This is a genomic window from Idiomarina sp. X4, assembly GCF_002808045.1.
Classification (GTDB): Bacteria; Pseudomonadota; Gammaproteobacteria; order Enterobacterales; family Alteromonadaceae; genus Idiomarina.
In genome coordinates this window covers 1,889,793-1,913,179 of record NZ_CP025000.1, presented here as the reverse complement: position 1 = coordinate 1,913,179, position 23,387 = coordinate 1,889,793, and the positions used below count along the sequence as shown (strand labels likewise).

Below are 23,387 nucleotides of genomic sequence, written 5' to 3'. Positions count from 1 at the left end.
GCTAGTGGTTATCCACAATCGCTTGGATATCCTTCAGTAGGCTGCTTGCGCCAATTCGGAAATGCCCCGGCGTTACCCAGTCTTTCCCGAAAATTTCTTCAGCCAGATTAATATACTGCATAGCTTCTTCTACAGTGCGTATACCTCCAGCCGCTTTGAAACCACAGTCCGTACCGCTCGCTTTAATAACGCCCAGCATCGTTTGAGCCGCTGATAACGTCGCGTTCGTTTCCACTTTGCCTGTTGAGGTTTTGATAAAATCAGCGCCATTGGCAATAGCTATCTCACTTGCCGCCACAATGGCATCCTGCGTTTTAAGCTCACCCGATTCAACAATGACTTTTAGTGCCACTTCATCGCCACAAACGTCCTTGCACTCACGTACTAATTCAGCTGGCGTGCTCTCATCGCCATTTAACAGCGCTCTATATGGCAAGACAACATCAATTTCGTGTGCCCCTGCCGCAATAGCTCGCTCAGTTTCCGAGACAGCTCTCTCAATATTTGTACTTCCGTCCGGAAAGTTAGTGACGGTTGCGATAGGAATGTTGAGGCTCTGCTCTTCGAAGTAAGTTTTCGCTGTCGCCACCCATTCCGGAAAAACACAAATAGCGGCTACCGACTGGTGACCAATAGAAACCTTACTGCAAAGTGACTCAATAGCGGTCTTATCATCGTCATTGTTCAAAGACGTTAAATCGACATACGATAATACCTGTAAAGCCTGTGCATGATTTTCCGACGGCATAAACTTCTCCTAATTCTGTTCGCTTTGCCACTTCATGACTAAAGCGTCTTCGTAACCGTTAAGGGTTTTATAATAGTCAGGTCTTTTGGCCAGCTCTCTAAACCCATACGTTTGATATAAGCTAATGGCCGGAGTATTAGATTCTCGTACTTCAAGGAAGACCAACATACCGTTGTTTGCCGCATAGTTTAAGGTGTCCTGCATTAAGTAATGCGAAAAACCTTGCCCCTGGTGCTTTGGATCAATAGCGATATTAAAAATGGTGAGTTCGTCCAGTACCTGCTGGCAAATAATATAACCGACGGTCTCTTCGTTAACGACTAACTGTCTATTATAGTAAGCTGGCCCATGACTTTGGCAAAAAACCGATAAGCTCCATGGGTGCGCGTGAGCTAGCCGCTCGATTTGATAAGAGCGACTGTCAGGAGTAAAACGTTGAATTTTTATGTCAGGCATGGCTTAAACGTTGCCAAAGCTCTTTTTTAAATTCAGGCGTTGGTAGATTATCAAACCAAGTGTTGTAATTGAGGCAGTTATCTGATAGTTCCGTTATTTTAACCGCTACCGGTCGCTCACCGACGCATAAGCAAAAGTCTTTAAACCACTGCGGTAGCTCAACCGGTAATTGTGTCTCGCCAACTAAATGATAAGAGCCCAACTTATAAAAATATTGACCTTTTGGCTCAGGCGCTTTTTCCCAAAGTGGGATATTCATAGCGGCTAATGCCTGCATTTGCTGAGAAGTCCACTGAGCATTCATAAAAGTTACCGTATAGATGAATTACCAAAGTAAGTACTAAAAGATATGAATGTAGTGTAATTGAGCAGAATAAATAAGACTAGTGAAGAGTTGGCAGGGGCGGAGGGATTCGAACCCCCAACCGTCGGTTTTGGAGACCGCTGTTCTGCCAGTTGGAACTACGCCCCTAACTCTTGAGGCATGGATTATACCGACAACAAACCGCGGCACAAGTACTTATTGGCTCTAACTCTGTCGTTTGCAGATAATTTAACCAGCAAAACTAATGATCGGTATCGAACAGTTCTTCATGAACTAGCTCAATAATTTCTTCCACTTTAAACTCATCGATTTGAAAGTGTTCCAGTACTCCGTCCTGCACTGACTGCCATTCATCTTGTCCTGCCAAGCTACGCGTTCTTAGGTCTATCGCATAACGGGATATTTTTAATATGCCTAGCAAATCCAACGCAAGCCCCGACAGCTCACTCGATGTTAAAAAAACAGAGCTGTCATCGAACAAATAATAAATAACTTCGACAACAATTTTGGGGAGCTTCCACTGCTGAGCGAGTAACGCCCCCATTGTTGTGTGGGTTGTATTAAACTTGCGCTGCTCTTGTTCGATAATTTCAGGCCATGGTTGGCTACTTGAAGCATCCAATAGCTCTGAATATTCTTCATCAAACTCTGACAACATGACAGGAATACCTGAGCTTTGAAAAAGACCAAGCATGTAAGCATGATCTCGCAGCTCCGGCTTACCGACAGCTTCGGAAACCATCACACAAGCACTCGCCACCCATTCGTTATAACGCCAAAACTCATTGAGATCATAGTCCGACTTCAGCGCTGACTTTAATGCAACCGCTTTTACAATCGGAAAGACGCGTCGAAAACCCAGCGTCATGACCGCTTGCTGAATTGAATCAATTTCTTTTGCACGCCGATAAGCAGCTGAGTTTACAACTTGCAAAACCGCAGCAGCAATACCCATATCCGATGCGATAGCATCAGCAATAACAGATACATCGGGTTCCTCTTTTTTGGCTTCACTACTAACAGTTAACAGAGTCTGTGGTCGTGGCGGTATACTAACCTTTTGTAATAGCCGTTTCTCTGCTGTTGTAATTTCTATCGCCATAATTTCTCCAAGTTGAACCCGATGGGTGACACAGAGTCTCAAACAATGAGATTATGTTGTCATCTTTTTTATGGTAAAACACGTCAATGCTTTACATTCGCTGTATTCTAATTGCTGGTAGCTTATTTTTCAGTTGTCTGACTTTTGCTTCTGTCGAAGTAAGAGTATCGGGTGTCGAAGGTAAAGCGTATGACAATGTCATGACGCTACTACAGATAGCCCGACTGAATGGCAGCAACACTTACGCTGATTATCGAGTCCGGTATCTACATCGACAAGCGCCCAACGACATTCAAAAAGCATTGCGCCCTTATGGATATTATCAGGTTGAAGTGAATGCTCAACTAGAAAGTGTTGAAGATGGGTGGATAGCGTCTTACGACGTTGTCTTAAATGAACCAGTGCGCATTGCCACAAATAATTGGGCGATAAAAGGAGATGCTGAGGACGATGCTCGCTTTCAGTCTTTGTTAGATGGGAGCAAACTAAAGCCCGAACATCGCTTTATTCATCAAGAATATGAGGAATTAAAGTCTCGCTTATTGTCACTGGCAAGCCGGCGCGGTTACCACGATGCCCGATTTGAAAAACACGATGTCATTATTGATGTCGACCAAAATACAGCTAATATCGATGTTGTTTTTGAGTCTGGACGGCGATATCAGTTTGGCCCTGTTAACTTTGAGCAAGACATTCTCAATGACGAACTACTGCAACGATATGTTCCGTTTAAGCAGGGGGAAGGCTACACCAGTCAGGAACTCAGCAATTTACAAGTCGGGTTACTCGACAGTGGCTACTTTTCTCAAGTGCAAGTCAGTCCGCAGTGGGATGAATCGGAAAATCAGCAGGTGCCTATTGAGGTTAAATCCAGCGCAAATTACAGAAACCAGTATCAATATGGTATCGGTTATGGAACCGACACAGGAGCCCGAGTTAGTGCCAGTCTAAACCGGCGCTGGGTCAACGAAGATGGCCACCAATTTCGGGGGGTGACTCAAGTATCTCAAATTGAAAGCCGTGTTAGTGCTAACTACATCATCCCCGGGAAAAAACCGCAGTCTGACTACTATCGATTTAACGCAGAAGTATCGGATAAAAACAATGAAGGTCAGGAAAATCGTTTATACCGTATAGGCGCGTCCAGTACCGTTACCATGAACCAGTGGCAACATGAGTTTGGCTTAAGCTGGCAAAGAGATGACTTTCAGATTGGTGAAACAGAGGGTACTAGTCAATTTCTTATCCCACGATCTAGCTGGACCTACATGACAGCCGACGGGCGCTTGAATATTGATAAAGGATTTCGCTTTGATGCTACGCTTAAAGCGGCAAATGATACGCTTTTATCAGACGCGAACATGGCCAGTTTAAAGCTGGGGTTCAAAGCCGTCGTACCGCTAACTGCGCGCGTCAGAATACTCACTCGTGCTGATATAGGCGCCACCTATATTGATAGCTTCAATACCCTGCCTCCATCATTACGCTTTTTTGCGGGTGGCGACCACAGTGTTCGTGGTTATGCCTATGAACAACTCGGTCCTGAGGACGAAACCGGAACGGTTATTGGGGGGCGTTACCTAGCAACAGCCAGCGCAGAAATCGACTATCGGTTTAAGGAACACTGGCGAGTTGCATTGTTTACTGACATCGGGAATGCGATGATCGAACCTAATGAGCCATTAAAGCAAAGTATTGGCTTTGGTGTGCGCTGGATATCGCCTATCGGCTCAATTCGGCTTGACTTAGCTCAAGCAATTGATGAACCCGATAAGCCATGGCGACTGCACTTGACTCTGGGGCCTGATCTATGACGATTTATCGCTGGTTGGCAAGCATCATATTGGGCATCTTTTTTGTAATACCATCGGTTGCGATCGCATTGTTCGGTACCGAAACAGGCAGCCGCTGGGTAGTCGATAAAGCCATTCATTACTCCCCAATAGATATTCGCTACGACAAGTTTCGAGGCAAGCTACTAACCGAGTTTAGCTTTAATAACTTACGTGTCGAGTCCGAGTCATTTGCTTACCAAACCGAAGCATTAGAAATTCATTGGCAGCCGTTAGCGTTATTATCAGGCTCTATTACGGTAGAGCGGGTTACTAGTCATCACGGCGAAGTCTGGTTACGTTCTACTGAGGCAAAGCCCAACAACGATAACCAGGAAAATTCTCTCGATGAGATAAAAATAGAACTTCCCTTATCTATTGATATTCAGAAGCTAACAGTGTCTGACACGTTATTCTTTTTCTTTGAGGCTCCGGCTCAAAAGCTTGATGTAAACCTTTCCGCTAAAGCAAACACGCGTGGCCGTGTTACTCTGAGAAACTTAGATATTTCGCACCAGTATGTAACTACATCCGTTAGCGGGCAGTTGTTACTGTCATATCCTTTTAAAAGCTCACTGAATACTAAAACTGAGCTGCATTCGCCGGACTATCCCGCTCTCACTATCAACAGCCTATTTAAAGGGAATATAAAAAAACTTGTCACTGAGACGAAACTTAGTGACAGTCTGAATGCCTCCCTAGAAGCTACTCTGCATCAACCCGCCAAAGATCTGAGCTGGTCTGTTACCAGTCAATGGAGCGAGAACAACCTTACCCCATGGTTAAAAGCTTTTAATTTAGGCGACCTGAGCCTTGTGCTTAACGGAACCATCGCAGGGGAAGGGAGTTTGGACAGCGCCACTCTTAGTCCTGACCTATCGGTTACAGTGAACCAAAGAGACGCATCAATATCCGGACGCTTAACGTACGAGTCTAATGCACTAGCAATTAACTCGCTTAAAGTGAGTTCAGATAATGATATTCGCGGTGAATTACTCATTAACGGACGTATTGTTCATCTTAATTCCGTCCCTGTTATTGATGTCACGTCGCAATGGGATACTGTTTTATACAAACCCAGCGAGATTATTAGTGAAGACGGCAAGTTAACGGTTAGTGGAGCTATCGATAATTTATCAGCTCATTTATCGAGCGATATTAATGGTTTGTTACCAAAACCATTTAAGCTAACCAGTGAGGCTAAGCTTGCTTCCAGGTCGCTCAATCTAACCACATTAAAGCTCAGTCAGAATAACAACATTATAGCTGCAGAGGCGACTATTGACTGGAGCCGTGATATTTCTTTAAATGCCAAAGTCACTGGTGCCTACGAAGGTCATGACGTCAATAGCAAAGTTTCGATGAGCTACGCCGCCCCCTATTTATTTGTCGAAAGCATGGAAGGAAATTGGGGAGCTCAATCGTTTAACATTAACGGAGCATTGAGCCCAGGCCGAACATTGAGCTGGGAGCTTCAATCTGACCAATTAAGCCAGATATCAGAATTACAAGGAACTGCTTTAGCGCGCGGAACCATTAATGGTGTGTTAAACCAACCCGAGTTTACGATAGGGCTCGATACCGCCCAGTTAAAGCAAACAGGCTATAAGAAAGTTTATTTAACTCAACCTACCGATTTAACACTCAGTTCTAAAAATGCTAATTTTAGAATACAAGATCTGTGCATTGGTTATGCGGAGATTAGCTCTCCTTTATGTATTCAGTTAGATAAAGATAAAAGCTGGCTTTCTTTTAAAGCCAACGCTCAATCTGTTCCTATAAATGCATTACAAGCTTTAGTCATACCATCGGCATTGTACAAGCTGCAAGGCGATCTGGATCTCGACGTCGAAGGTTCAGTAGATATTGAAACAACGACATTCCGCCAGTTAAATGCATCAATAAATGCCGACAACACAAAAGTGTCGACTGCAGAAGAAACAGTAACCTTAGAGAAATTGCAGTTGGTTGCGAAAACTAAAGAGCAAGGATTACAAGCGAATTTAATCGCTCAAGCTAATGAGCTTGGATTAAACCTAACTGGTCACGTCGAGACAGACAGCTTGGGAGCCGATAGTGAACTATCCGGCGCGTTAGACTTTGATTCAGACAGCCTGGAACTAGCTAACTTATTAATTCCACAAGTCAGTATTGATAACGGAAAGGCTTCTGCTCACATAACAATAGGTGGAACAGTTGGTACTCCGCTAGCATCGGGAAAAGTTCAACTCAATGCGAATCAGATAGTAGTGCTGCAATCTGGCACCATGCTCAAAGACGTTACCGGGACTCTGCAAGCAAATGCAAACTCTGGTCAGTTTAAGGTCGAGGCTGACGGAAAGGTGGGTTCTGGAAAATTGCAGATTACAGGCTACTTGGATGCATTTAAGCAATTCGGCAAGTTAGAAATTAATGGAAACGATCTGCTTATTATCGATACGCCCGATTTGCTTATAGAAGCCTCACCTGAACTAACGGTAAGCCTAGATAAAAAGCTGATAAGCTTAAATGGAAAATTAAATATCCCTAAGGCGCGCATAACACCTATAGAACTGAACCAAGCCACAACAGAATCTGCTGATGTTCGGTTGAAAAATGAAGAGAAAAAAGAGTCTGTATTCAAAACCCAAACTGACTTAACCGTCTCTTTGGGAGAAAACGTAAGAGTTAAGGCGCTTGGCTTCGCTGGTCAAATTCAAGGAAGTCTTCGCATTACTCAACAACCTAACTCTCCGGCGCGGGGGAACGGAACTATAGGTGTTACATCTGGGCAATATGAAATTTATGGACAAAAACTAACGATAGAGCGCGGCGACTTACTATTTAACGATGTTCCTTTAAGCAGCCCTTCATTAAACCTTAGGGTAACTAGAAACATCAGCTCTTCAACAAGTAATCAAAAACCACCGGAGGAAATAGGAGCGCGCGTCACAGGCAGTATTGAGCAACCCGAGCTTAGCCTATTTTCTACACCACCAATGAATGATAGCACGATACTGTCTTACCTTCTTTTCGGAAAACCACCGGGCAGCCAAGGGGACGTGAACAACCTGGAACTCCAAGCTGCTTTATTAGTAGGCGGCCGTAGTACCGAGTTCTTAACTGATGGATTGAAAGAAACGTTTGATTTGGACGAAGTCTCCCTCGATTCACGAACCAGTGATGTTAACGACACATCTTTGTATATCGGCAAGCACTTATCCCCAGACTTATATATTAAGTACGGAATCGGTTTGATTGAGCCAACCTCAACTTTCATCCTACGTTATAGCCTTACCGAAAAATTGATTTTCGAATCTGTTTCTAATGCGGAAGGCCAAGGTGGAGATCTCATCTACACCATCGAGAAGTAGTTATGGTTTGATGCCATTGCATTAGTTGAGGTCGTTAAGGGTTTCAGCATGAGCAAGCCATTGGGTGACTGCACCCAGCATTGCTCCTGACGTAATAACGTCAGGCTACCGAAGAAACAGCGGCTCAGGAGCAGGCACAAAAAAAGCCCCCAGCATCAGCTGAGGGCTTCTTCGATTTGAAGTCTGGCGGTGACCTACTCTCACATGGGGAGACCCCACACTACCATCGGCGCTGGTGTGTTTCACTTCTGAGTTCGGGATGGATTCAGGTGGTGCCACACCGCTATGGCCGCCAGACATAAACTGTCACAACATAAAAAACTGATTGGCTTTAAGTAACGCCACTCTCTTGCCGTACAGCAGAGTCGCTCGCTTGTGCGTAACGTCTCAAACATCTTCGGTGTTGTATGGTTAAGTCTCACGGGCAATTAGTACGGGTTAGCTCAACGCATTACTACGCTTCCACACCCCGCCTATCAACGTCGTAGTCTTCAACGACCCTTCAGAGCACTCTAAGTGCTAGTGAGAGCTTATCTCGAGGCTCGCTTCCCGCTTAGATGCTTTCAGCGGTTATCGATTCCGAACATAGCTACCGGGCAGTGCCACTGGCGTGACAACCCGAACACCAGAGGTTCGTCCACTCCGGTCCTCTCGTACTAGGAGCAGCTCCTCTCAACTCTCAAACGCCCACGGCAGATAGGGACCGAACTGTCTCACGACGTTCTAAACCCAGCTCGCGTACCACTTTAAATGGCGAACAGCCATACCCTTGGGACCGACTTCAGCCCCAGGATGTGATGAGCCGACATCGAGGTGCCAAACACCGCCGTCGATATGAACTCTTGGGCGGTATCAGCCTGTTATCCCCGGAGTACCTTTTATCCGTTGAGCGATGGCCCTTCCATTCAGAACCACCGGATCACTATGACCTACTTTCGTATCTGCTCGACGTGTCTGTCTCGCAGTTAAGCTGGCTTCTGCCATTGCACTAACCGTACGATGTCCGACCGTACTTAGCCAACCTTCGTGCTCCTCCGTTACTCTTTGGGAGGAGACCGCCCCAGTCAAACTACCCACCAGGCACTGTCCACAACCCCGATTAGGGGCCTATGTTAGAACATCAAACATACAAGGGTGGTATTTCAAGGATGGCTCCACACCAACTAGCGCCAGTGCTTCTAAGCCTCCCACCTATCCTACACATGTAGGTTCAATGTTCAGTGCCAAGCTGTAGTAAAGGTTCACGGGGTCTTTCCGTCTAGCCGCGGGTACACAGCATCTTCACTGCGATTTCAATTTCACTGAGTCTCGGGTGGAGACAGCGTGGCCATGGTTACACCATTCGTGCAGGTCGGAACTTACCCGACAAGGAATTTCGCTACCTTAGGACCGTTATAGTTACGGCCGCCGTTTACCGGGGCTTCGATCAAGAGCTTCGCCTAAGCTAACCCCATCAATTAACCTTCCGGCACCGGGCAGGTGTCACACCCTATACGTCCTCTTTCGAGTTAGCAGAGTGCTGTGTTTTTAATAAACAGTCCCAGCCACCTGGTCACTGCGACCGCCAGTAGCTTATGACGCGAAGTCAATCACCACCAGCGGCGTACCTTCTCCCGAAGTTACGGTACTATTTTGCCTAGTTCCTTCACCCGAGTTCTCTCAAGCGCCTTAGTATTCTCTACCTGACCACCTGTGTCGGTTTCGGGTACGGTCGATGTTCATCTGAAGCTTAGAGGCTTTTCCCGGAAGCAGGGCACCAGCAACTTCACACCCGTAGGTGCTCGTCTCGTGTCTCAGCCTTAGCGACCCGGATTTGCCTAAGTCACCAGCCTACGCACTTTCACGCGGACAACCAACGCCGCGCTTGCCTAGCCTTCTCCGTCCCCCCATCGCAATGAACATCGGTACAGGAATATTAACCTGTTTCCCATCGACTACGCGTTTCCGCCTCGCCTTAGGGGCCGACTTACCCTACCCTGATTAGCATGGGATAGGAAACCTTGGTCTTCCGGCGTGCGGGTTTTTCACCCGCATTATCGTTACTCATGTCAGCATTCGCACTTCTGATACGTCCAGCAAACCTCTCGATTCACCTTCATCCGCTTACAGAACGCTCCCCTACCCAGTAGTAAACTACTGCCGCAGCTTCGGTGTATGGCTTAGCCCCGTTACATCTTCCGCGCAGGCCGACTCGACTAGTGAGCTATTACGCTTTCTTTAAAGGGTGGCTGCTTCTAAGCCAACCTCCTAGCTGTCTGTGCCTTCCCACATCGTTTCCCACTGAGCCATAACTTTGGGACCTTAGCTGGCGGTCTGGGTTGTTTCCCTCTCCACGACGGACGTTAGCACCCGCCGTGTGTCTCCCGGATAGTACTCATTGGTATTCGGAGTTTGCATGGGGTTGGTAAGTCGGGATGACCCCCTAGCCCAAACAGTGCTCTACCCCCAATGGTATTCGTCCGAGGCTCTACCTAAATAGATTTCGGGGAGAACCAGCTATCTCCGGGCTTGATTAGCCTTTCACTCCTAGCCACAAGTCATCCCCTAATTTTTCAACATTAGTGGGTTCGGTCCTCCAATTGATGTTACTCAATCTTCAACCTGCTCATGGTTAGATCGCCCGGTTTCGGGTCTATACCTTGCAACTCAACGCCCAGTTAAGACTCGGTTTCCCTACGGCTACCCTATGCGGTTAACCTTGCTACAAAATATAAGTCGCTGACCCATTATACAAAAGGTACGCAGTCACGGAACAAGTCCGCTCCTACTGCTTGTACGTACACGGTTTCAGGTTCTATTTCACTCCCCTCGCCGGGGTTCTTTTCGCCTTTCCCTCACGGTACTGGTTCACTATCGGTCAGTTGGGAGTATTTAGCCTTGGAGGATGGTCCCCCCATATTCAGTCAAGATAACACGTGTCCCGACCTACTCGTTTTCACTTTTCATGCACCTTCACATACCGGGCTATCACCGTCTATGGCTCTGCTTCCCAACAGATTCTGTTAGCACATGTAAAGCTTAAGGGCTGCTTCCCGTTCGCTCGCCGCTACTAGGGAAATCTCGGTTGATTTCTTTTCCTCCGGGTACTTAGATGTTTCAGTTCTCCGGGTTCGCCTCCTGGCACCTATTTTATTCAGTGCCGGATACTGAGCAAGCTCAGTGGGTTGCCCCATTCGGAAATCCATGACTCAAGTGGCTCTTACTGCCTCGTCATGGCTTATCGCAAGTTAGTACGTCCTTCATCGCCTCCAACTGCCTAGGCATCCACCGTGTACGCTTAGTCACTTAACCATACAACCCGAAGGTGTCTGGAATACAATGACCAAGATTGTTTGTTCTCGCTGTACACAAGTTCGATACGCCTCTACCTTACGGTTTGTTCAAGTAGAGTGGCATTTCTTACTTTATTTACAATCAGCTTTCCATGTTGTTAAAGAGCGTGTAACACTAAGTTACCGGTAAATACTCTTAATCAAGAGCACTTAACGCTAACGGTTACTTTAGAGAAGAAGTGGTGGAGCCAAGCGGGATCGAACCGCTGACCTCCTGCGTGCAAGGCAGGCGCTCTCCCAGCTGAGCTATGGCCCCCGAATGCTTGCCTGAAGTTTCGATAGCTGCGTTGCGCGATTCGTTCAATCAGTCACATACCATCGAGGTATGCTCCCTCAATCACTCAACGTGCGCCTTGCTCTCGAAGCTTCATGCTGCGCGTGCTGACATCGGGGAAACCCTCTTTTCAGCATCGCGGCAACCCTGACAAGGGAATTTGAAGGAGGGCAAGGCGAGAGGGTGTGAAGCATACATCAGTATGCGAATACCCGAACAACGCAGCCATCGTTCAAATTTGGTGGGTCTGGGCAGACTTGAACTGCCGACCTCACCCTTATCAGGGGTGCGCTCTAACCAGCTGAGCTACAGACCCAGTTTCTTCTCTTTTAATATCAAGCCTGCAAACTGTGTGAGCACTCACGTCTGTTCGCAATAATGTAAGGAGGTGATCCAGCCGCAGGTTCCCCTACGGCTACCTTGTTACGACTTCACCCCAGTCATGAACCACACCGTGGTGATCGTTCTCCCGAAGGTTAAACTAACCACTTCTGGTGCAGCCCACTCCCATGGTGTGACGGGCGGTGTGTACAAGGCCCGGGAACGTATTCACCGTGGCATTCTGATCCACGATTACTAGCGATTCCGACTTCATGGAGTCGAGTTGCAGACTCCAATCCGGACTACGACGCGCTTTATGAGATTCGCTTACCCTCGCAGGTTCGCTGCCCTTTGTACGCGCCATTGTAGCACGTGTGTAGCCCATCCCGTAAGGGCCATGATGACTTGACGTCGTCCCCACCTTCCTCCGGTTTATCACCGGCAGTCTCCCCAGAGTTCCCGGCCGAACCGCTGGCAACTAAGGATAAGGGTTGCGCTCGTTGCGGGACTTAACCCAACATCTCACAACACGAGCTGACGACAGCCATGCAGCACCTGTCTCAGTGTTCCCGAAGGCACTAATCCATCTCTGGAAAATTCACTGGATGTCAAGGGATGGTAAGGTTCTTCGCGTTGCATCGAATTAAACCACATGCTCCACCGCTTGTGCGGGCCCCCGTCAATTCATTTGAGTTTTAACCTTGCGGCCGTACTCCCCAGGCGGTCAACTTAGTGCGTTAGCTGCGTTACTCACGTCTTAATGACACGAACAACTAGTTGACATCGTTTACGGCGTGGACTACCAGGGTATCTAATCCTGTTTGCTCCCCACGCTTTCGTACCTCAGCGTCAGTCTCTGACCAGGTGGCCGCCTTCGCCACCGGTATTCCTTCCAATATCTACGCATTTCACCGCTACACTGGAAATTCTACCACCCTCTTCAGGACTCTAGCGTGCCAGTTCTAAATGCTATTCCCAGGTTGAGCCCGGGGCTTTCACATCTAGCTTAACACACCGCCTACGTACGCTTTACGCCCAGTAATTCCGATTAACGCTTGCACCCTCCGTATTACCGCGGCTGCTGGCACGGAGTTAGCCGGTGCTTCTTCTGTGGCTAACGTCAACTGTAATCGCTATTAACGATTACCCTTTCCTCACCACTGAAAGTGCTTTACAACCCGAAGGCCTTCTTCACACACGCGGCATGGCTGCATCAGGGTTGCCCCCATTGTGCAATATTCCCCACTGCTGCCTCCCGTAGGAGTCTGGGCCGTGTCTCAGTCCCAGTGTGGCTGATCATCCTCTCAGAACAGCTAGGGATCGTCGCCTTGGTGAGCCTTTACCTCACCAACTAGCTAATCCCGCTTGGGCTCATCTTTAGGTGTGAGGCCCGAAGGTCCCCCACTTTGGTCCGTAGACATTATGCGGTATTAGCCACCGTTTCCAGTGGTTGTCCCCCGCCTAAAGGCAAATTCCCAAGTATTACTCACCCGTCCGCCGCTCGTCAGCAGAGAAGCAAGCTTCTCTCTGTTACCGCTCGACTTGCATGTGTTAGGCCTGCCGCCAGCGTTCAATCTGAGCCATGATCAAACTCTTCAATTAAAAGTAGTTCAATCAACTCAATGAATTACGCGTTTTGCTACTTAGTAGCTGAACACTCATTCAAAAGTTGCAATACATATTTCTGTTTTGCGTAACTTCTGCAAGTGCCCACACAGTTTGCTTGGCTTGATATAATTTTTAAAGAGCGTTGCTTCTTACGAAGCAGGGAGGCGTATTCTACACTTCCCGATGATTTCGTCAACCTCTTTTTCAGGACTTTTTGCCCGGCTGACTCAACCGCCGTTGTTCGACTCAACTCAGCGAGTATCTCGTGACAACGGCGGCGAATTATAGAGATCTTTTGAGGCCTTTCAAGATCTTTTTCATATAAATCGGAAAAAAGATAAAAGTGGTGTTTTTTTAATCTCTTATGTTAAGTTAGTGTGTGATTATTTGAACTATCGCTACGTTTATGATTCAAATGGTAGACGTATTAGTGGATTAGGAGGGGAATAACAAGCTATGCGCCGTAACTACTATAACTATATTCTTGCGCTAAGTATTATGGGAATATCCCTGACTAGCTTTCCATCTGTATCAATTGCCGAACCTAATTCAGAACAGTCGTCGACAGTAAAAGAAGCAAAGCTTTTAAAGACCTATTCGTCGATAATTGAAAACCACCTTAGTAAGAATTTATCGATAATGCGGACGGTACGAATACTCATTAATAACTACCCAGAACATGCTGCCTATATTGTGTCTGCTGCATTTGAGACTGAGCCAAACCGGAGAAAAGCTATTATAAAGGCGGCTATTCAAGCTGAACCGGCTGTTACCTATAGCGTAGTCGAAACAGCATTGAACTATTTCCCTAGTAATGTGGAAATGATAGTTCAGACAGCGATCGAAACAGAGCCAGCTTATATAGATGATATTTTACCCTTGGCTATGAAGCATTCACCCGAAAAAGCCGATAGTTTAATAACCCTAACTCTCCAAAATTATCCTTCTTACTCAGAGTCAATAATAAGGACAGCTCATGAGAGCTCATCAGAGAATCTACTCTCATCAGTCATAGGCACACTAAAGTTATTACCTGAATCCGCTGATTATGTCCTGGAAGGTATTAAGAATTTTTTTAACAGCTTAGGAAATAATGACGATAAGACGTCTATCTCTAAAGAACAATGGCGATTACTTGCTTTGGAAGCAAAAAGCTCTGGGCTTGAACAGGAAAAAGTACAATGGCTTGTTGAAAAAGGGCACCTGGATAAAGGAGAATTAACCGCAATCTATAATAATAAGTAGCTACAAGCTTTTTAAAAACGAATAAAAACAAAAAGGCCAGCTTAACGCTGGCCTTTTTAATCAGTTTACTCGGCAGTTTCTTCAACTACTTCTTCAACTTCTTCCACTTCTGGTCTATCAACTAACTCAATGTAAGCCATAGGTGCGTTATCACCCGCTCGGAAGCCACACTTCATAATGCGAGTGTAACCACCAGCGCGCTCTTCATAACGCGGGCCTAATTCATTAAACAGTTTACCAACGATTTCTTTGTCACGTGTACGAGCGAAAGCTAATCGACGATTAGCAACGCTGTCTTGTTTTGCCAATGTAATCAATGGCTCTACCACGCGACGTAGCTCTTTAGCTTTTGGCAACGTCGTTTTGATAATTTCATGGCGAACTAGCGAACTTGCCATGTTACGGAACATCGCCTGACGATGGCTACTGTTTCGATTTAGTTGACGACCACTCTTACGATGGCGCATACCTATACCCTTCTCAGTAAATCTATTACTAAGGTGACCTTAGTCGTTCTCAATTAAGCTAGCCGGTGGCCAATTCTCTAGGCGCATACCCAGAGATAAACCACGTGATGCCAACACATCTTTAATCTCAGTTAACGACTTCTTACCTAGGTTAGGTGTTTTCAACAACTCAACCTCGGTACGTTGTACTAAGTCACCAATGTACTGAATCGCTTCTGCCTTCAAGCAGTTCGCAGACCGAACAGTCAATTCCAAGTCGTCGACCGGACGAAGAAGAATCGGATCAAATTCCGGCTTCTCTTCTTTTTGTTCCGGCTCGCTGATGTCTCGAAGTTCAACGAAAGCGTCTAGTTGCTCTGCTAAAATTGTGGCAGAACGTCTAATCGCTTCTTCTGGATCCAACGTACCATTGGTTTCCATTTCGATAACCAGCTTATCTAAGTCTGTACGCTGTTCAACCCGAGCTGCGTCAACAGAGTATGCGATGCGCTCTACTGGGCTGAACGAAGCGTCAACTAAAAGACGACCGATTGGACGCTCATCATCGTCAGCTGACTGACGTGATGCCGCAGGAACGTATCCGCGACCACGCTCGACCTTAACACGCATGTTAAGCTCATAGTCACCAGTTAAGTGACAAATAACGTGCTCTGGATTAACAATTTCTACATCACCATCGTGTGTGAAATCGCCTGCTGTTACAGGACCTGCTCCGGATTTATTCAAGGTCAACGTAGCCTCGTCTTTACCTTCAACGCTGACAGCCAGCCCTTTCAGGTTCAACAAAATTTCGATGACATCTTCTTGAACACCCTCTTTACTGCTGTATTCATGCAGCACGCCGTCGATTTCAACTTCAGTCACTGCGCAACCTGGCATTGACGATAGTAAAATGCGACGTAACGCATTACCCAGTGTATAACCAAAGCCGCGTTCCAGAGGCTCCAGTGTAACCTTGGCATGAGTCGGGCTAATTTGCTCGATGTCGACTAACCTCGGCTTTAGGAATTCGGTAACAGAACCCTGCATTGTGTCCTCTCTCTATGCTTAAGCCTTACTTAGAGTAAAGCTCTACGATCAACTGTTCGTTTATTTCAGCAGACAAGTCACTACGTTCTGGAAGACGTTTAAATTGACCTTCCATTTTGTTGTTGTCTACTTCTATCCAGACTGGCTTCTCACGTTGTTCTGCAAGTTCCAGTGCTGCTCCGATACGTGCCTGCTTTTTCGCTTTTTCGCGAACAGAAACGACATCTTCAGGACGAACCTTGAACGATGGAATATTCACTACCTGGCCATTCACAACAACTGCTTTGTGACTAACCAATTGACGAGCTTCAGCGCGTGTTGACGCGAAACCCATGCGATAAACTACGTTATCTAAGCGCTGTTCCAACAATTGCAACAGGTTCTCACCAGTATTGCCTTTCAGTCGAGCTGCTTCTTTGTAGTAGTTACGAAATTGCTTTTCCAGAACGCCGTACATACGACGAACTTTCTGTTTCTCACGCAACTGAACACCGTAGTCTGACAAACGACCGCGACGCGCGCCGTGTTGTCCTGGTGCAGTTTCGATCTTACATTTAGAATCGATTGCGCGAACGCCGCTTTTAAGGAACAAATCTGTTCCTTCGCGACGGCTCAGCTTGAGCTTAGGACCCAAATATCTTGCCATGATCTTTCTCCAACTATCGATTCACGCCTTAAACGCGACGTTTCTTAGGCGGACGACAACCGTTGTGAGGAATCGGTGTCACATCGGTAATATTTGTGATTTTGTAACCAACGGCGTTCAGGGCACGAATCGATGATTCACGACCTGGGCCTGGACCATTCACAAATACTTCCAGGTTTTTCAGTCCGTATTCCTTCGCCATTTCACCTGCTCGTTCTGCTGCAACCTGTGCTGCGAACGGCGTTGATTTCCGTGAACCACGGAAGCCCGATCCACCTGCGGTAGCCCACGCTAATGCGTTACCCTGGCGATCAGTAATGGTGATGATGGTGTTGTTGAAAGATGCATGCACGTGAGCCATGCCATCGGCGACTTGCTTTTTAACGCGCTTGCGAGAACGAGTTGGTGTTTTAGCCATTACTCAATCCCCCTATTTCTTAATTGGTTTGCGCGGTCCTTTACGAGTACGCGCATTTGTTTTAGTGCGCTGTCCACGTAGAGGAAGGCTGCGACGATGACGAAGTCCACGGAAACATCCGAGGTCCATCAAACGTTTAATGTTCATAGATACTTCACGACGCAAGTCACCTTCGACTGCGAATTTCGACACTGCGTCACGAAGCGCGTCCAGTTTGTCTTCTGACAATGAACCAATCGTAGTATCTTCAGCGATACCCGTTGCAGCTAAAATTTGCTGCGAGCGAGTACGCCCAATACCATAGATAGCAGTTAAGGCAATAACTGCGTGTTTATTGTCAGGAACGTTAATGCCAGCGATACGGGCCACTAACACGTCTCCTTTAATTTGTAGGCATCAGTTGAAAAGCCCGTTAGGATACTCAACCGATTGCCGAATTGCAAATACTTCAAGGCGGCGACTATAAAGCCGCCGACCTTTCCTTCGAATCAACCTTGTCGTTGTTTGTGTTTCGCATCAGAGCAAATAACGCGAACTACACCGTTACGCTTGATGATCTTACAATTACGACAGATTTTCTTCACGGAAGCACGAACTTTCATTGCTACTCTCCGTTCTACCTAACCTTATCGACCGTAGCCTTTAAGATTAGCTTTTTTAAGCACAGAATCATATTGATGAGACATCATATGAGTCTGTACCTGTGCCATAAAGTCCATGATGACAACCACGATAATCAATAACGATGTACCGCCGAAGTAGAACTGAACGTTCCAAGCAATCATCATAAACTCAGGAACCAAACAGACAAAGGTAATGTACAGAGCACCTGCTAAGGTCAAACGAGTCATTACTTTGTCAATGTAACGCGACGTTTGTTCACCCGGGCGTATGCCTGGGATGAAAGCGCCGGATTTCTTCAAGTTGTCAGCTGTTTCGCGTGGGTTAAATACCAACGCAGTATAGAAGAAACAGAAGAAAATAATTGCAGCCGCATACAATAACACATAAAGCGGCTGACCGGGAGACAATGTCATCGACACTTGTTGTAAAAAGTCGGCGACAACACCCTCACCTGAACCAAACCAGGTAGCGATAGTTCCCGGAAACAAAATAATACTCGATGCAAAGATTGGAGGAATAACACCAGCCATATTTACTTTTAATGGCAAGTGCGTGCTTTGTGCAGCAAATACTTTACGACCTTGTTGACGCTTTGCGTAGTTAACAACGATACGACGTTGGCCACGTTCTACGAAAACAACAAAGTAAGTGACTGCTACTACAACAACCCCAATTAATAGCAATAATAGCAAGTGCAGATCGCCTTGGCGTGCTTGTTCAAATGTTTGACCAATAGCCGAGGGCAATCCTGCTACAATACCCACAAATATCAGGATAGAGATACCGTTACCAATACCTCTCTCAGTGATTTGTTCACCTAGCCACATTAAGAACATTGTTCCAGTAACCAAGCTAACAACAGCAGTAAAGTAAAAGCCGAAGCCAGGATCTATAACTAATCCAGGCATTAAATTAGGTAAGCCAGTGGCTATACCTATCGACTGAAACGTTGCCAGTATCAAAGTACCCCAACGCGTATATTGGTTAATCTTACGACGACCAGACTCGCCCTCTTTCTTAATTTCAGCTAAGCGCGGGTGAACCACACTAGCCAGCTGCATAATAATAGAGGCCGAAATATACGGCATGATACCCAATGCGAACACTGACGCACGTTCTAAAGCACCACCGCTGAACATGTTAAACATGGCAACGATGGTGTCTTTTTGCTGTTCGAACAACTGAGCGAGTACAGCGGCATCAATACCAGGAATAGGCACAAAGGAGCCCGCTCGGAAAACGATAATCGCTCCTAACACAAACAACAGGCGACGCTTAAGTTCCGACAAGCCACCTTGCGCTCGATTTGATTCCAATCCTGGTTTAGCCATTTGCTCTATCCTTCGATTTTTCCGCCAGCAGCTTCAATAGCTTCGCGAGCGCCTTTGGTGACTTTCAGACCTTTAACAGTCACTTTACGACTGATTTCGCCAGACTTAATGACTTTAGCAGCCAAAATGTTCTTACGAATCAAGCCTGCAGCTTTTAACGTTGCTAAATCAACAACGTCACCTTCGACTTTCGCGATCTCTGCCAAGTTCAATTCCGCAGTGGTCATAGCCTTGCGAGAAGTGAAACCAAATTTAGGCAGACGACGCTGGATTGGCATTTGACCACCTTCGAAACCTGGCTTGACGCTGCCACCAGAGCGAGATTTCTGCCCTTTGTGACCACGACCACCGGTTTTACCCAGACCTGATCCAATACCGCGCCCAACGCGCTTTTTGCTGCTTTTTGCACCAGGTGCGGGAGAAAGATTATTTAATTCCATCATTTATCCCTCCACCTTAATCATATAATTTACTTGGTTCACCATACCGCGGACTGCAGCAGTGTCTTCCAACTCTACTGTGTGACCAATGCGGCGGAGACCCAAGCCACGTAGTGTAGCTTTATGCTTCGGCAAACGACCGATAGAGCTACGCGTCTGTGTTACTTTGATTGTCTTTTTCGCCATTGTTCACTACCCCAGTATCTCTTCAACGCGCAATCCACGCTTAGCCGCTACTTGTTCAGGCGACTTCATGTCGTTCAGCGCCTTGATCGTGGCACGAACAACGTTGATTGGGTTGGTTGAACCATATGCTTTTGACAGCACGTTATGAACACCTGCAACTTCTAGTACGGCACGCATCGCACCACCGGCGATGATACCTGTACCTTCTGACGCAGGCTGCATGTATACCTGTGAACCTGAGTGACGCCCTTTAACAGGATGCTGTAAAGTTTCGCCTTTCAGTTGAACGGTAACCATGTTGCGACGTGCTTTTTCCATTGCTTTTTGGATAGCAGCAGGAACTTCACGCGCTTTACCATAACCAAAACCGACTTTTCCTTTACCGTCGCCAACTACAGTCAGTGCAGTGAAGCTAAAGATACGACCACCTTTAACAACTTTTGCTACACGATTAACTGTAATCAACTTTTCAATCAGTTCACCATTTTGAGCTTCTACATTTGCCATGTTCGTCTCCTAGAACTGAAGTCCGGCTTCACGAGCTGCGTCAGCCAAAGCTGCTACGCGACCGTGGTATTTGAAACCACTACGATCGAAAGAAACGCTTTTAACGCCTTTTTCAATCGCTCGTTCAGCGATAGTTTTGCCCACGATTTTAGCTGCGTCTACGTTACCCGTAGATTTAAGCCCTTCGCGAACACTTTTCTCTGCAGTCGATGCGGCTGCCAGCACTTCAGAACCGTTAGGTGCGATCAACTGTGCGTAAATGTGCCGTGGTGTACGGTGAACGACCAGGCGATTTGCACCCAACTCTTCAATTTGTTTACGTGCGCGAGTAGCACGACGTAAGCGAGCTGCTTTCTTGTCCATCGTATTACCCTACTTTTTCTTGGCTTCTTTACGGCGCACTTGCTCGTCAGCATAACGTACACCTTTACCTTTGTAAGGCTCTGGCTTACGGTATGCACGAATGTTAGCGGCAACTTGACCGACTAACTGCTTATCTGCACCTTTAACGACGACTTCAGTCTGAGTCGGAGTTTCGATAGTAATTCCTTCTGGAATTTCGAACTCCACAGGATGCGAGAAGCCCAGAGTTAGGTTCAATTTTTTACCTTGTGCTTGCGCACGGTAACCAACACCCATCAACTGTAACTTACGTTCGAATCCTTTAGTGACTCCGACCACCATGTTTTGTAACAATGCGCGAGCTGTACCAGCTTGAGCCGTTGAATTAGCGACACCCTCACGAGGGTTTGTGCGTAATTCGCTGTCTTCTTTAACCAGTTCAACTGCATCGTTTACAACACGACTCAGTGAGCCTTGAGCACCTTTAATCGTGACTTCCTGGCCATTTAGCGTAACTTCAACGCCAGCAGGAATTTCAATAGGTGCTTTAGCAACACGTGACATTTCCTACCTCCTAATTACGCTACGTAACCAATGATCTCGCCACCAAGACCAGCTTGGCGAGCGGCACGATCGGTCATCAGGCCTTTAGACGTCGAAACAACTGCGATGCCAAGGCCACCCATTACGTTAGGCAGCTCGTTGCGCTTCTTATAGATACGCAAACCAGGGCGACTAACGCGCTCGATTGATTCAATTACTGGCTTGCCTTCGAAATACTTCAATTCGATTTCAAGCTCAGGTTTAGCAGTGCTCTCAGCGCTGTAACCCGTAATAAAACCTTCTTCTTTCAGAACTTGAGCAATCGCCACTTTCTGCTTAGAAGACGGCATTTTAACCGTTACTTTATTAGCACCTTGAGCGTTGCGAATGCGTGTGAACATATCCGCAATTGGATCTTGCATGCTCATATTTGCTTTCTCCCGTGATTCGTGGCTTACCAGCTAGCTTTTTTCAAGCCAGGAATTTCACCGCGCATCGCCATCTCACGGACCTTAATACGGCTCATGCCGAATTTACGAAGGAAACCATGAGGACGACCAGTAATACGACAACGGTTACGTTGACGTGACGGACTGGCATCACGTGGGAGCTTCTGCAATTTCAGAACTGCTTCCCAACGCTCTTCGTCTGATGCATTTACGTCATTAATGACCGCTTTCAGTGCGTTGCGTTTTTCTGCGTATTTTGAAGCGATTTTAGCTCGCTTCACGTCACGCGCTTTCATTGACTGTTTTGCCATAACTCTACACCTTACTTTCTGAACGGGAAGTTAAAGGCAGCTAGCAAAGCACGAGCTTCGTCATCTGTGCCAGCATTAGTGGTAATGGTGATATCCAGACCACGTACCTTGTCGACTTTGTCATAGTCGATTTCCGGAAAGATGATCTGCTCACGAACACCCATGCTGTAGTTACCACGACCGTCAAACGATTTAGGGTTGAGGCCACGGAAGTCACGGATACGTGGGATTGCAATCGAGATTAGACGTTGCAAAAAGTCCCACATGCGCTCGCCGCGCAGAGTTACTTTACAGCCAATCGGGAAGCCTTCACGGATTTTGAAACCGGCGACAGACTTGCGTGCAACAGTACGAACAGGCTTTTGACCAGAAATGGCCTCTAAGTCTGCGACTGCATTATCAAGTACTTTTTTGTCAGCCAGAGCTTCACCAACACCCATGTTAAGGGTGATTTTTTCAATCCGAGGGACTTGCATGACGCTGTTGTAGCTGAACTCTTTCATCAGTCCAGGAACTACCGATTCTCTATAAAAATCATGCAGTTTCGCCATCGTAAAACTCCAAGTTTAAATTAAATGATTGCGTTGTTCGATTTGAAGAAACGGACTTTTTTGCCGTCTTCAACACGAAAACCAACACGATCTGCTTTACCTGTCTCTGGATTAAAGATCGCAACGTTAGAAACATGAATTGGTGCTTCTTGTTCTACGATGCCGCCAGATTCACCTAAAGCCGGGTTTGGCTTCTGATGTTTCTTGACTACGTTAACGCCTTCGACGATAACGCGATCTTTATCAGTAAGAACTTTCAGGACTTTGCCTTGCTTGCCCTTGTCCTTACCTGCCAGGACGACTACTTCGTCATCACGTTTAATTTTTGCCGCCATAATTGACTCCTTATAGTACTTCTGGTGCCAGCGAGATAATCTTCATAAACTGCTCTGAACGCAGCTCACGAGTTACCGGACCGAAGATACGAGTGCCAATGGGCTGTTGGTTGCTGTTCAACAACACAGCCGCGTTGCGGTCAAAACGGATGACCGACCCGTCTTGACGACGGACGCCTTTTCTGGTGCGAACGACCACCGCATTCACAACATCACCTTTCTTCACCTTACCGCGCGGAATTGCTTCCTTGACAGTAACTTTGATGATATCGCCGATGTTTGCGTAGCGACGGTGCGAACCACCTAGAACCTTAATACATTGTACGCTGCGCGCGCCGGAGTTATCGGCAACGTCCAGGGTAGTTTGCATTTGGATCATTTCAGTGCCCCGCTTAGTTAAAAAAACAGACCCTCTCGGGTCGTGCTGCCTTTGGTTTTTCCCTTATAAAAAGGGCGGCGAATTGTAACAGATAAAAATTAGATGTGGTAGGGCAATCTCACTTTTTTTCGTAAGACTGGATGAACAACGGATTATAACAGACGAGATTATATTGGCAGTCATCCGTTAGAATGGTAAATTCGTACATCGTTTACAGTTAATTTTCATTTAGT

At 46.7% G+C, this 23,387-nt stretch carries 24 protein-coding genes, 3 tRNA genes and 3 rRNA genes; 3 read left to right on the top strand and 27 right to left on the bottom strand.

All coding sequences use genetic code 11. From position 1 onward, the window contains the following. Position 1: 1 nt before the first annotated feature. The 5 genes from deoC to CWC33_RS09165 all read right to left on the bottom strand — a co-directional run bounded on the left by deoC (position 2) and on the right by CWC33_RS09165 (position 2,631). Entirely contained in the window at positions 2 to 748 is a 747-nt protein-coding gene (deoC, locus tag CWC33_RS09185; RefSeq protein ID WP_100691675.1) for a deoxyribose-phosphate aldolase, read from the bottom strand. A gap of 9 nt (positions 749 to 757) precedes the next feature. After that, complete coding sequence (gene rimI / locus CWC33_RS09180) at positions 758 to 1,204, bottom strand: ribosomal protein S18-alanine N-acetyltransferase (RefSeq protein WP_100691674.1); 447 nt, start codon at positions 1,202 to 1,204, stop codon at positions 758 to 760. Next, positions 1,197 to 1,508 (bottom strand): hypothetical protein, encoded by a 312-nt coding sequence (locus tag CWC33_RS09175; RefSeq protein ID WP_100691673.1) that lies wholly within the window; start codon positions 1,506 to 1,508, stop codon positions 1,197 to 1,199. The genes rimI and CWC33_RS09175 overlap by 8 nt, the downstream gene beginning before the upstream one ends. Positions 1,509 to 1,599: 91 nt before the next feature. Then, positions 1,600 to 1,676, bottom strand: a tRNA-Trp gene (locus tag CWC33_RS09170). 94 nt (positions 1,677 to 1,770) lie between these two features. Next, positions 1,771 to 2,631 (bottom strand): HDOD domain-containing protein, encoded by an 861-nt coding sequence (locus CWC33_RS09165; protein ID WP_100691672.1) that lies wholly within the window; start codon positions 2,629 to 2,631, stop codon positions 1,771 to 1,773. Positions 2,632 to 2,717: 86 nt separating this feature from the next. On the opposite strand from CWC33_RS09165, the gene CWC33_RS09160 reads away from it, so the two are divergent. Beyond that, positions 2,718 to 4,445 carry an autotransporter assembly complex protein TamA gene (locus tag CWC33_RS09160; RefSeq protein WP_100691671.1) on the top strand — a complete coding sequence of 576 codons (1,728 nt, stop codon included), beginning with the start codon at positions 2,718 to 2,720 and terminating at the stop codon, positions 4,443 to 4,445. After that, positions 4,442 to 7,816, top strand: a complete 3,375-nt coding sequence (locus CWC33_RS09155) for a translocation/assembly module TamB domain-containing protein (RefSeq protein ID WP_100691670.1) — start codon at positions 4,442 to 4,444, stop codon at positions 7,814 to 7,816. Before CWC33_RS09160 ends, CWC33_RS09155 begins: the two co-directional genes overlap by 4 nt. Before the next feature lie 181 nt (positions 7,817 to 7,997). Here the strand turns inward: CWC33_RS09155 and rrf are convergent. From rrf to CWC33_RS09130, 5 genes are all read right to left on the bottom strand, one after another. After that, a 5S ribosomal RNA gene (gene rrf, locus CWC33_RS09150) occupies positions 7,998 to 8,113 on the bottom strand. A 110-nt stretch (positions 8,114 to 8,223) separates the two neighbouring features. Beyond that, positions 8,224 to 11,107, bottom strand: a 23S ribosomal RNA gene (locus tag CWC33_RS09145). Between the two features lie 221 nt (positions 11,108 to 11,328). Then, positions 11,329 to 11,404, bottom strand: a tRNA-Ala gene (locus CWC33_RS09140). Positions 11,405 to 11,661: 257 nt separating this feature from the next. Beyond that, positions 11,662 to 11,738: transfer RNA gene (locus tag CWC33_RS09135), tRNA-Ile, on the bottom strand. Positions 11,739 to 11,803: 65 nt separating this feature from the next. Next, positions 11,804 to 13,345, bottom strand: a 16S ribosomal RNA gene (locus tag CWC33_RS09130). Together the 16S, 23S and 5S rRNA genes with 2 tRNA genes alongside form the textbook arrangement of a ribosomal RNA operon. A 462-nt stretch (positions 13,346 to 13,807) precedes the next feature. On the opposite strand from CWC33_RS09130, the gene CWC33_RS09125 reads away from it, so the two are divergent. Further along, positions 13,808 to 14,596, top strand: coding sequence for a hypothetical protein (locus tag CWC33_RS09125; protein ID WP_100691669.1), 789 nt, complete (start codon positions 13,808 to 13,810; stop codon positions 14,594 to 14,596). Between the two features lie 65 nt (positions 14,597 to 14,661). Here the strand turns inward: CWC33_RS09125 and rplQ are convergent, their stop codons facing one another. From rplQ to rplN, 17 genes are all read right to left on the bottom strand, one after another. After that, positions 14,662 to 15,063 (bottom strand): 50S ribosomal protein L17, encoded by a 402-nt coding sequence (gene rplQ, locus CWC33_RS09120; protein WP_088767710.1) that lies wholly within the window; start codon positions 15,061 to 15,063, stop codon positions 14,662 to 14,664. Between the two features lie 39 nt (positions 15,064 to 15,102). Further along, on the bottom strand, positions 15,103 to 16,092 hold the full coding sequence (locus tag CWC33_RS09115) for a DNA-directed RNA polymerase subunit alpha (protein WP_088767709.1): 990 nt from the start codon (positions 16,090 to 16,092) through the stop codon (positions 15,103 to 15,105). 25 nt (positions 16,093 to 16,117) lie between these two features. Further along, positions 16,118 to 16,738: a 30S ribosomal protein S4 gene (gene rpsD, locus CWC33_RS09110; RefSeq protein ID WP_053954227.1), complete on the bottom strand. Its 621-nt coding sequence runs from the start codon at positions 16,736 to 16,738 to the stop codon at positions 16,118 to 16,120. A 28-nt stretch (positions 16,739 to 16,766) separates the two neighbouring features. Then, positions 16,767 to 17,156 carry a 30S ribosomal protein S11 gene (gene rpsK, locus CWC33_RS09105; RefSeq protein WP_011235125.1) on the bottom strand — a complete coding sequence of 130 codons (390 nt, stop codon included), beginning with the start codon at positions 17,154 to 17,156 and terminating at the stop codon, positions 16,767 to 16,769. 12 nt (positions 17,157 to 17,168) lie between these two features. Then, entirely contained in the window at positions 17,169 to 17,525 is a 357-nt protein-coding gene (gene rpsM, locus CWC33_RS09100; RefSeq protein ID WP_053954225.1) for a 30S ribosomal protein S13, read from the bottom strand. Positions 17,526 to 17,644: 119 nt separating this feature from the next. Continuing rightward, positions 17,645 to 17,758 (bottom strand): 50S ribosomal protein L36, encoded by a 114-nt coding sequence (rpmJ, locus tag CWC33_RS09095; RefSeq protein ID WP_074668972.1) that lies wholly within the window; start codon positions 17,756 to 17,758, stop codon positions 17,645 to 17,647. Positions 17,759 to 17,782: 24 nt separating this feature from the next. Continuing rightward, the gene (gene secY, locus CWC33_RS09090; RefSeq protein ID WP_088767708.1) at positions 17,783 to 19,111 is read right to left on the bottom strand and encodes a preprotein translocase subunit SecY; all 1,329 of its coding nucleotides are present in this window, start codon (positions 19,109 to 19,111) and stop codon (positions 17,783 to 17,785) included. A gap of 5 nt (positions 19,112 to 19,116) precedes the next feature. After that, positions 19,117 to 19,551 carry a 50S ribosomal protein L15 gene (rplO, locus tag CWC33_RS09085; RefSeq protein WP_053954223.1) on the bottom strand — a complete coding sequence of 145 codons (435 nt, stop codon included), beginning with the start codon at positions 19,549 to 19,551 and terminating at the stop codon, positions 19,117 to 19,119. Positions 19,552 to 19,554: 3 nt separating this feature from the next. Next, positions 19,555 to 19,737, bottom strand: coding sequence for a 50S ribosomal protein L30 (gene rpmD / locus CWC33_RS09080; protein WP_053954222.1), 183 nt, complete (start codon positions 19,735 to 19,737; stop codon positions 19,555 to 19,557). Between the two features lie 6 nt (positions 19,738 to 19,743). After that, entirely contained in the window at positions 19,744 to 20,244 is a 501-nt protein-coding gene (gene rpsE / locus CWC33_RS09075) for a 30S ribosomal protein S5 (protein ID WP_088767707.1), read from the bottom strand. A gap of 9 nt (positions 20,245 to 20,253) precedes the next feature. Further along, positions 20,254 to 20,607 (bottom strand): 50S ribosomal protein L18, encoded by a 354-nt coding sequence (rplR, locus tag CWC33_RS09070; protein ID WP_100691668.1) that lies wholly within the window; start codon positions 20,605 to 20,607, stop codon positions 20,254 to 20,256. Positions 20,608 to 20,616: 9 nt separating this feature from the next. After that, a complete protein-coding gene (rplF, locus tag CWC33_RS09065) occupies positions 20,617 to 21,150 on the bottom strand; it encodes a 50S ribosomal protein L6 (protein ID WP_088767706.1) in 534 nt (177 codons plus the stop codon). 14 nt (positions 21,151 to 21,164) lie between these two features. Beyond that, on the bottom strand, positions 21,165 to 21,557 hold the full coding sequence (gene rpsH, locus CWC33_RS09060; RefSeq protein ID WP_053954218.1) for a 30S ribosomal protein S8: 393 nt from the start codon (positions 21,555 to 21,557) through the stop codon (positions 21,165 to 21,167). A gap of 26 nt (positions 21,558 to 21,583) precedes the next feature. Beyond that, on the bottom strand, positions 21,584 to 21,889 hold the full coding sequence (rpsN, locus tag CWC33_RS09055) for a 30S ribosomal protein S14 (RefSeq protein WP_053954217.1): 306 nt from the start codon (positions 21,887 to 21,889) through the stop codon (positions 21,584 to 21,586). Positions 21,890 to 21,900: 11 nt separating this feature from the next. Continuing rightward, positions 21,901 to 22,440 carry a 50S ribosomal protein L5 gene (gene rplE, locus CWC33_RS09050; RefSeq protein ID WP_088767705.1) on the bottom strand — a complete coding sequence of 180 codons (540 nt, stop codon included), beginning with the start codon at positions 22,438 to 22,440 and terminating at the stop codon, positions 21,901 to 21,903. Positions 22,441 to 22,460: 20 nt separating this feature from the next. After that, a complete protein-coding gene (rplX, locus tag CWC33_RS09045; protein WP_088767704.1) occupies positions 22,461 to 22,775 on the bottom strand; it encodes a 50S ribosomal protein L24 in 315 nt (104 codons plus the stop codon). A gap of 10 nt (positions 22,776 to 22,785) precedes the next feature. After that, positions 22,786 to 23,154, bottom strand: a complete 369-nt coding sequence (gene rplN / locus CWC33_RS09040; protein ID WP_053954214.1) for a 50S ribosomal protein L14 — start codon at positions 23,152 to 23,154, stop codon at positions 22,786 to 22,788. Positions 23,155 to 23,387: the final 233 nt, after the last annotated feature.

Coding starts and splice junctions, on each gene's coding strand:
- deoC (WP_100691675.1), bottom strand. CDS start 748: ATGCCGTCGGAAAATCATGCACAGGCTTTACAGGTATTATCGTATGTC.
- rimI (WP_100691674.1), bottom strand. CDS start 1,204: ATGCCTGACATAAAAATTCAACGTTTTACTCCTGACAGTCGCTCTTAT.
- CWC33_RS09175 (WP_100691673.1), bottom strand. CDS start 1,508: ATGAATGCTCAGTGGACTTCTCAGCAAATGCAGGCATTAGCCGCTATG.
- CWC33_RS09165 (WP_100691672.1), bottom strand. CDS start 2,631: ATGGCGATAGAAATTACAACAGCAGAGAAACGGCTATTACAAAAGGTT.
- CWC33_RS09160 (WP_100691671.1), top strand. CDS start 2,718: ATGCTTTACATTCGCTGTATTCTAATTGCTGGTAGCTTATTTTTCAGT.
- CWC33_RS09155 (WP_100691670.1), top strand. CDS start 4,442: ATGACGATTTATCGCTGGTTGGCAAGCATCATATTGGGCATCTTTTTT.
- CWC33_RS09125 (WP_100691669.1), top strand. CDS start 13,808: ATGCGCCGTAACTACTATAACTATATTCTTGCGCTAAGTATTATGGGA.
- rplQ (WP_088767710.1), bottom strand. CDS start 15,063: ATGCGCCATCGTAAGAGTGGTCGTCAACTAAATCGAAACAGTAGCCAT.
- CWC33_RS09115 (WP_088767709.1), bottom strand. CDS start 16,092: ATGCAGGGTTCTGTTACCGAATTCCTAAAGCCGAGGTTAGTCGACATC.
- rpsD (WP_053954227.1), bottom strand. CDS start 16,738: ATGGCAAGATATTTGGGTCCTAAGCTCAAGCTGAGCCGTCGCGAAGGA.
- rpsK (WP_011235125.1), bottom strand. CDS start 17,156: ATGGCTAAAACACCAACTCGTTCTCGCAAGCGCGTTAAAAAGCAAGTC.
- rpmJ (WP_074668972.1), bottom strand. CDS start 17,758: ATGAAAGTTCGTGCTTCCGTGAAGAAAATCTGTCGTAATTGTAAGATC.
- secY (WP_088767708.1), bottom strand. CDS start 19,111: ATGGCTAAACCAGGATTGGAATCAAATCGAGCGCAAGGTGGCTTGTCG.
- rplO (WP_053954223.1), bottom strand. CDS start 19,551: ATGGAATTAAATAATCTTTCTCCCGCACCTGGTGCAAAAAGCAGCAAA.
- rpmD (WP_053954222.1), bottom strand. CDS start 19,737: ATGGCGAAAAAGACAATCAAAGTAACACAGACGCGTAGCTCTATCGGT.
- rpsE (WP_088767707.1), bottom strand. CDS start 20,244: ATGGCAAATGTAGAAGCTCAAAATGGTGAACTGATTGAAAAGTTGATT.
- rplR (WP_100691668.1), bottom strand. CDS start 20,607: ATGGACAAGAAAGCAGCTCGCTTACGTCGTGCTACTCGCGCACGTAAA.
- rplF (WP_088767706.1), bottom strand. CDS start 21,150: ATGTCACGTGTTGCTAAAGCACCTATTGAAATTCCTGCTGGCGTTGAA.
- rpsH (WP_053954218.1), bottom strand. CDS start 21,557: ATGAGCATGCAAGATCCAATTGCGGATATGTTCACACGCATTCGCAAC.
- rpsN (WP_053954217.1), bottom strand. CDS start 21,889: ATGGCAAAACAGTCAATGAAAGCGCGTGACGTGAAGCGAGCTAAAATC.
- rplE (WP_088767705.1), bottom strand. CDS start 22,440: ATGGCGAAACTGCATGATTTTTATAGAGAATCGGTAGTTCCTGGACTG.
- rplX (WP_088767704.1), bottom strand. CDS start 22,775: ATGGCGGCAAAAATTAAACGTGATGACGAAGTAGTCGTCCTGGCAGGT.
- rplN (WP_053954214.1), bottom strand. CDS start 23,154: ATGATCCAAATGCAAACTACCCTGGACGTTGCCGATAACTCCGGCGCG.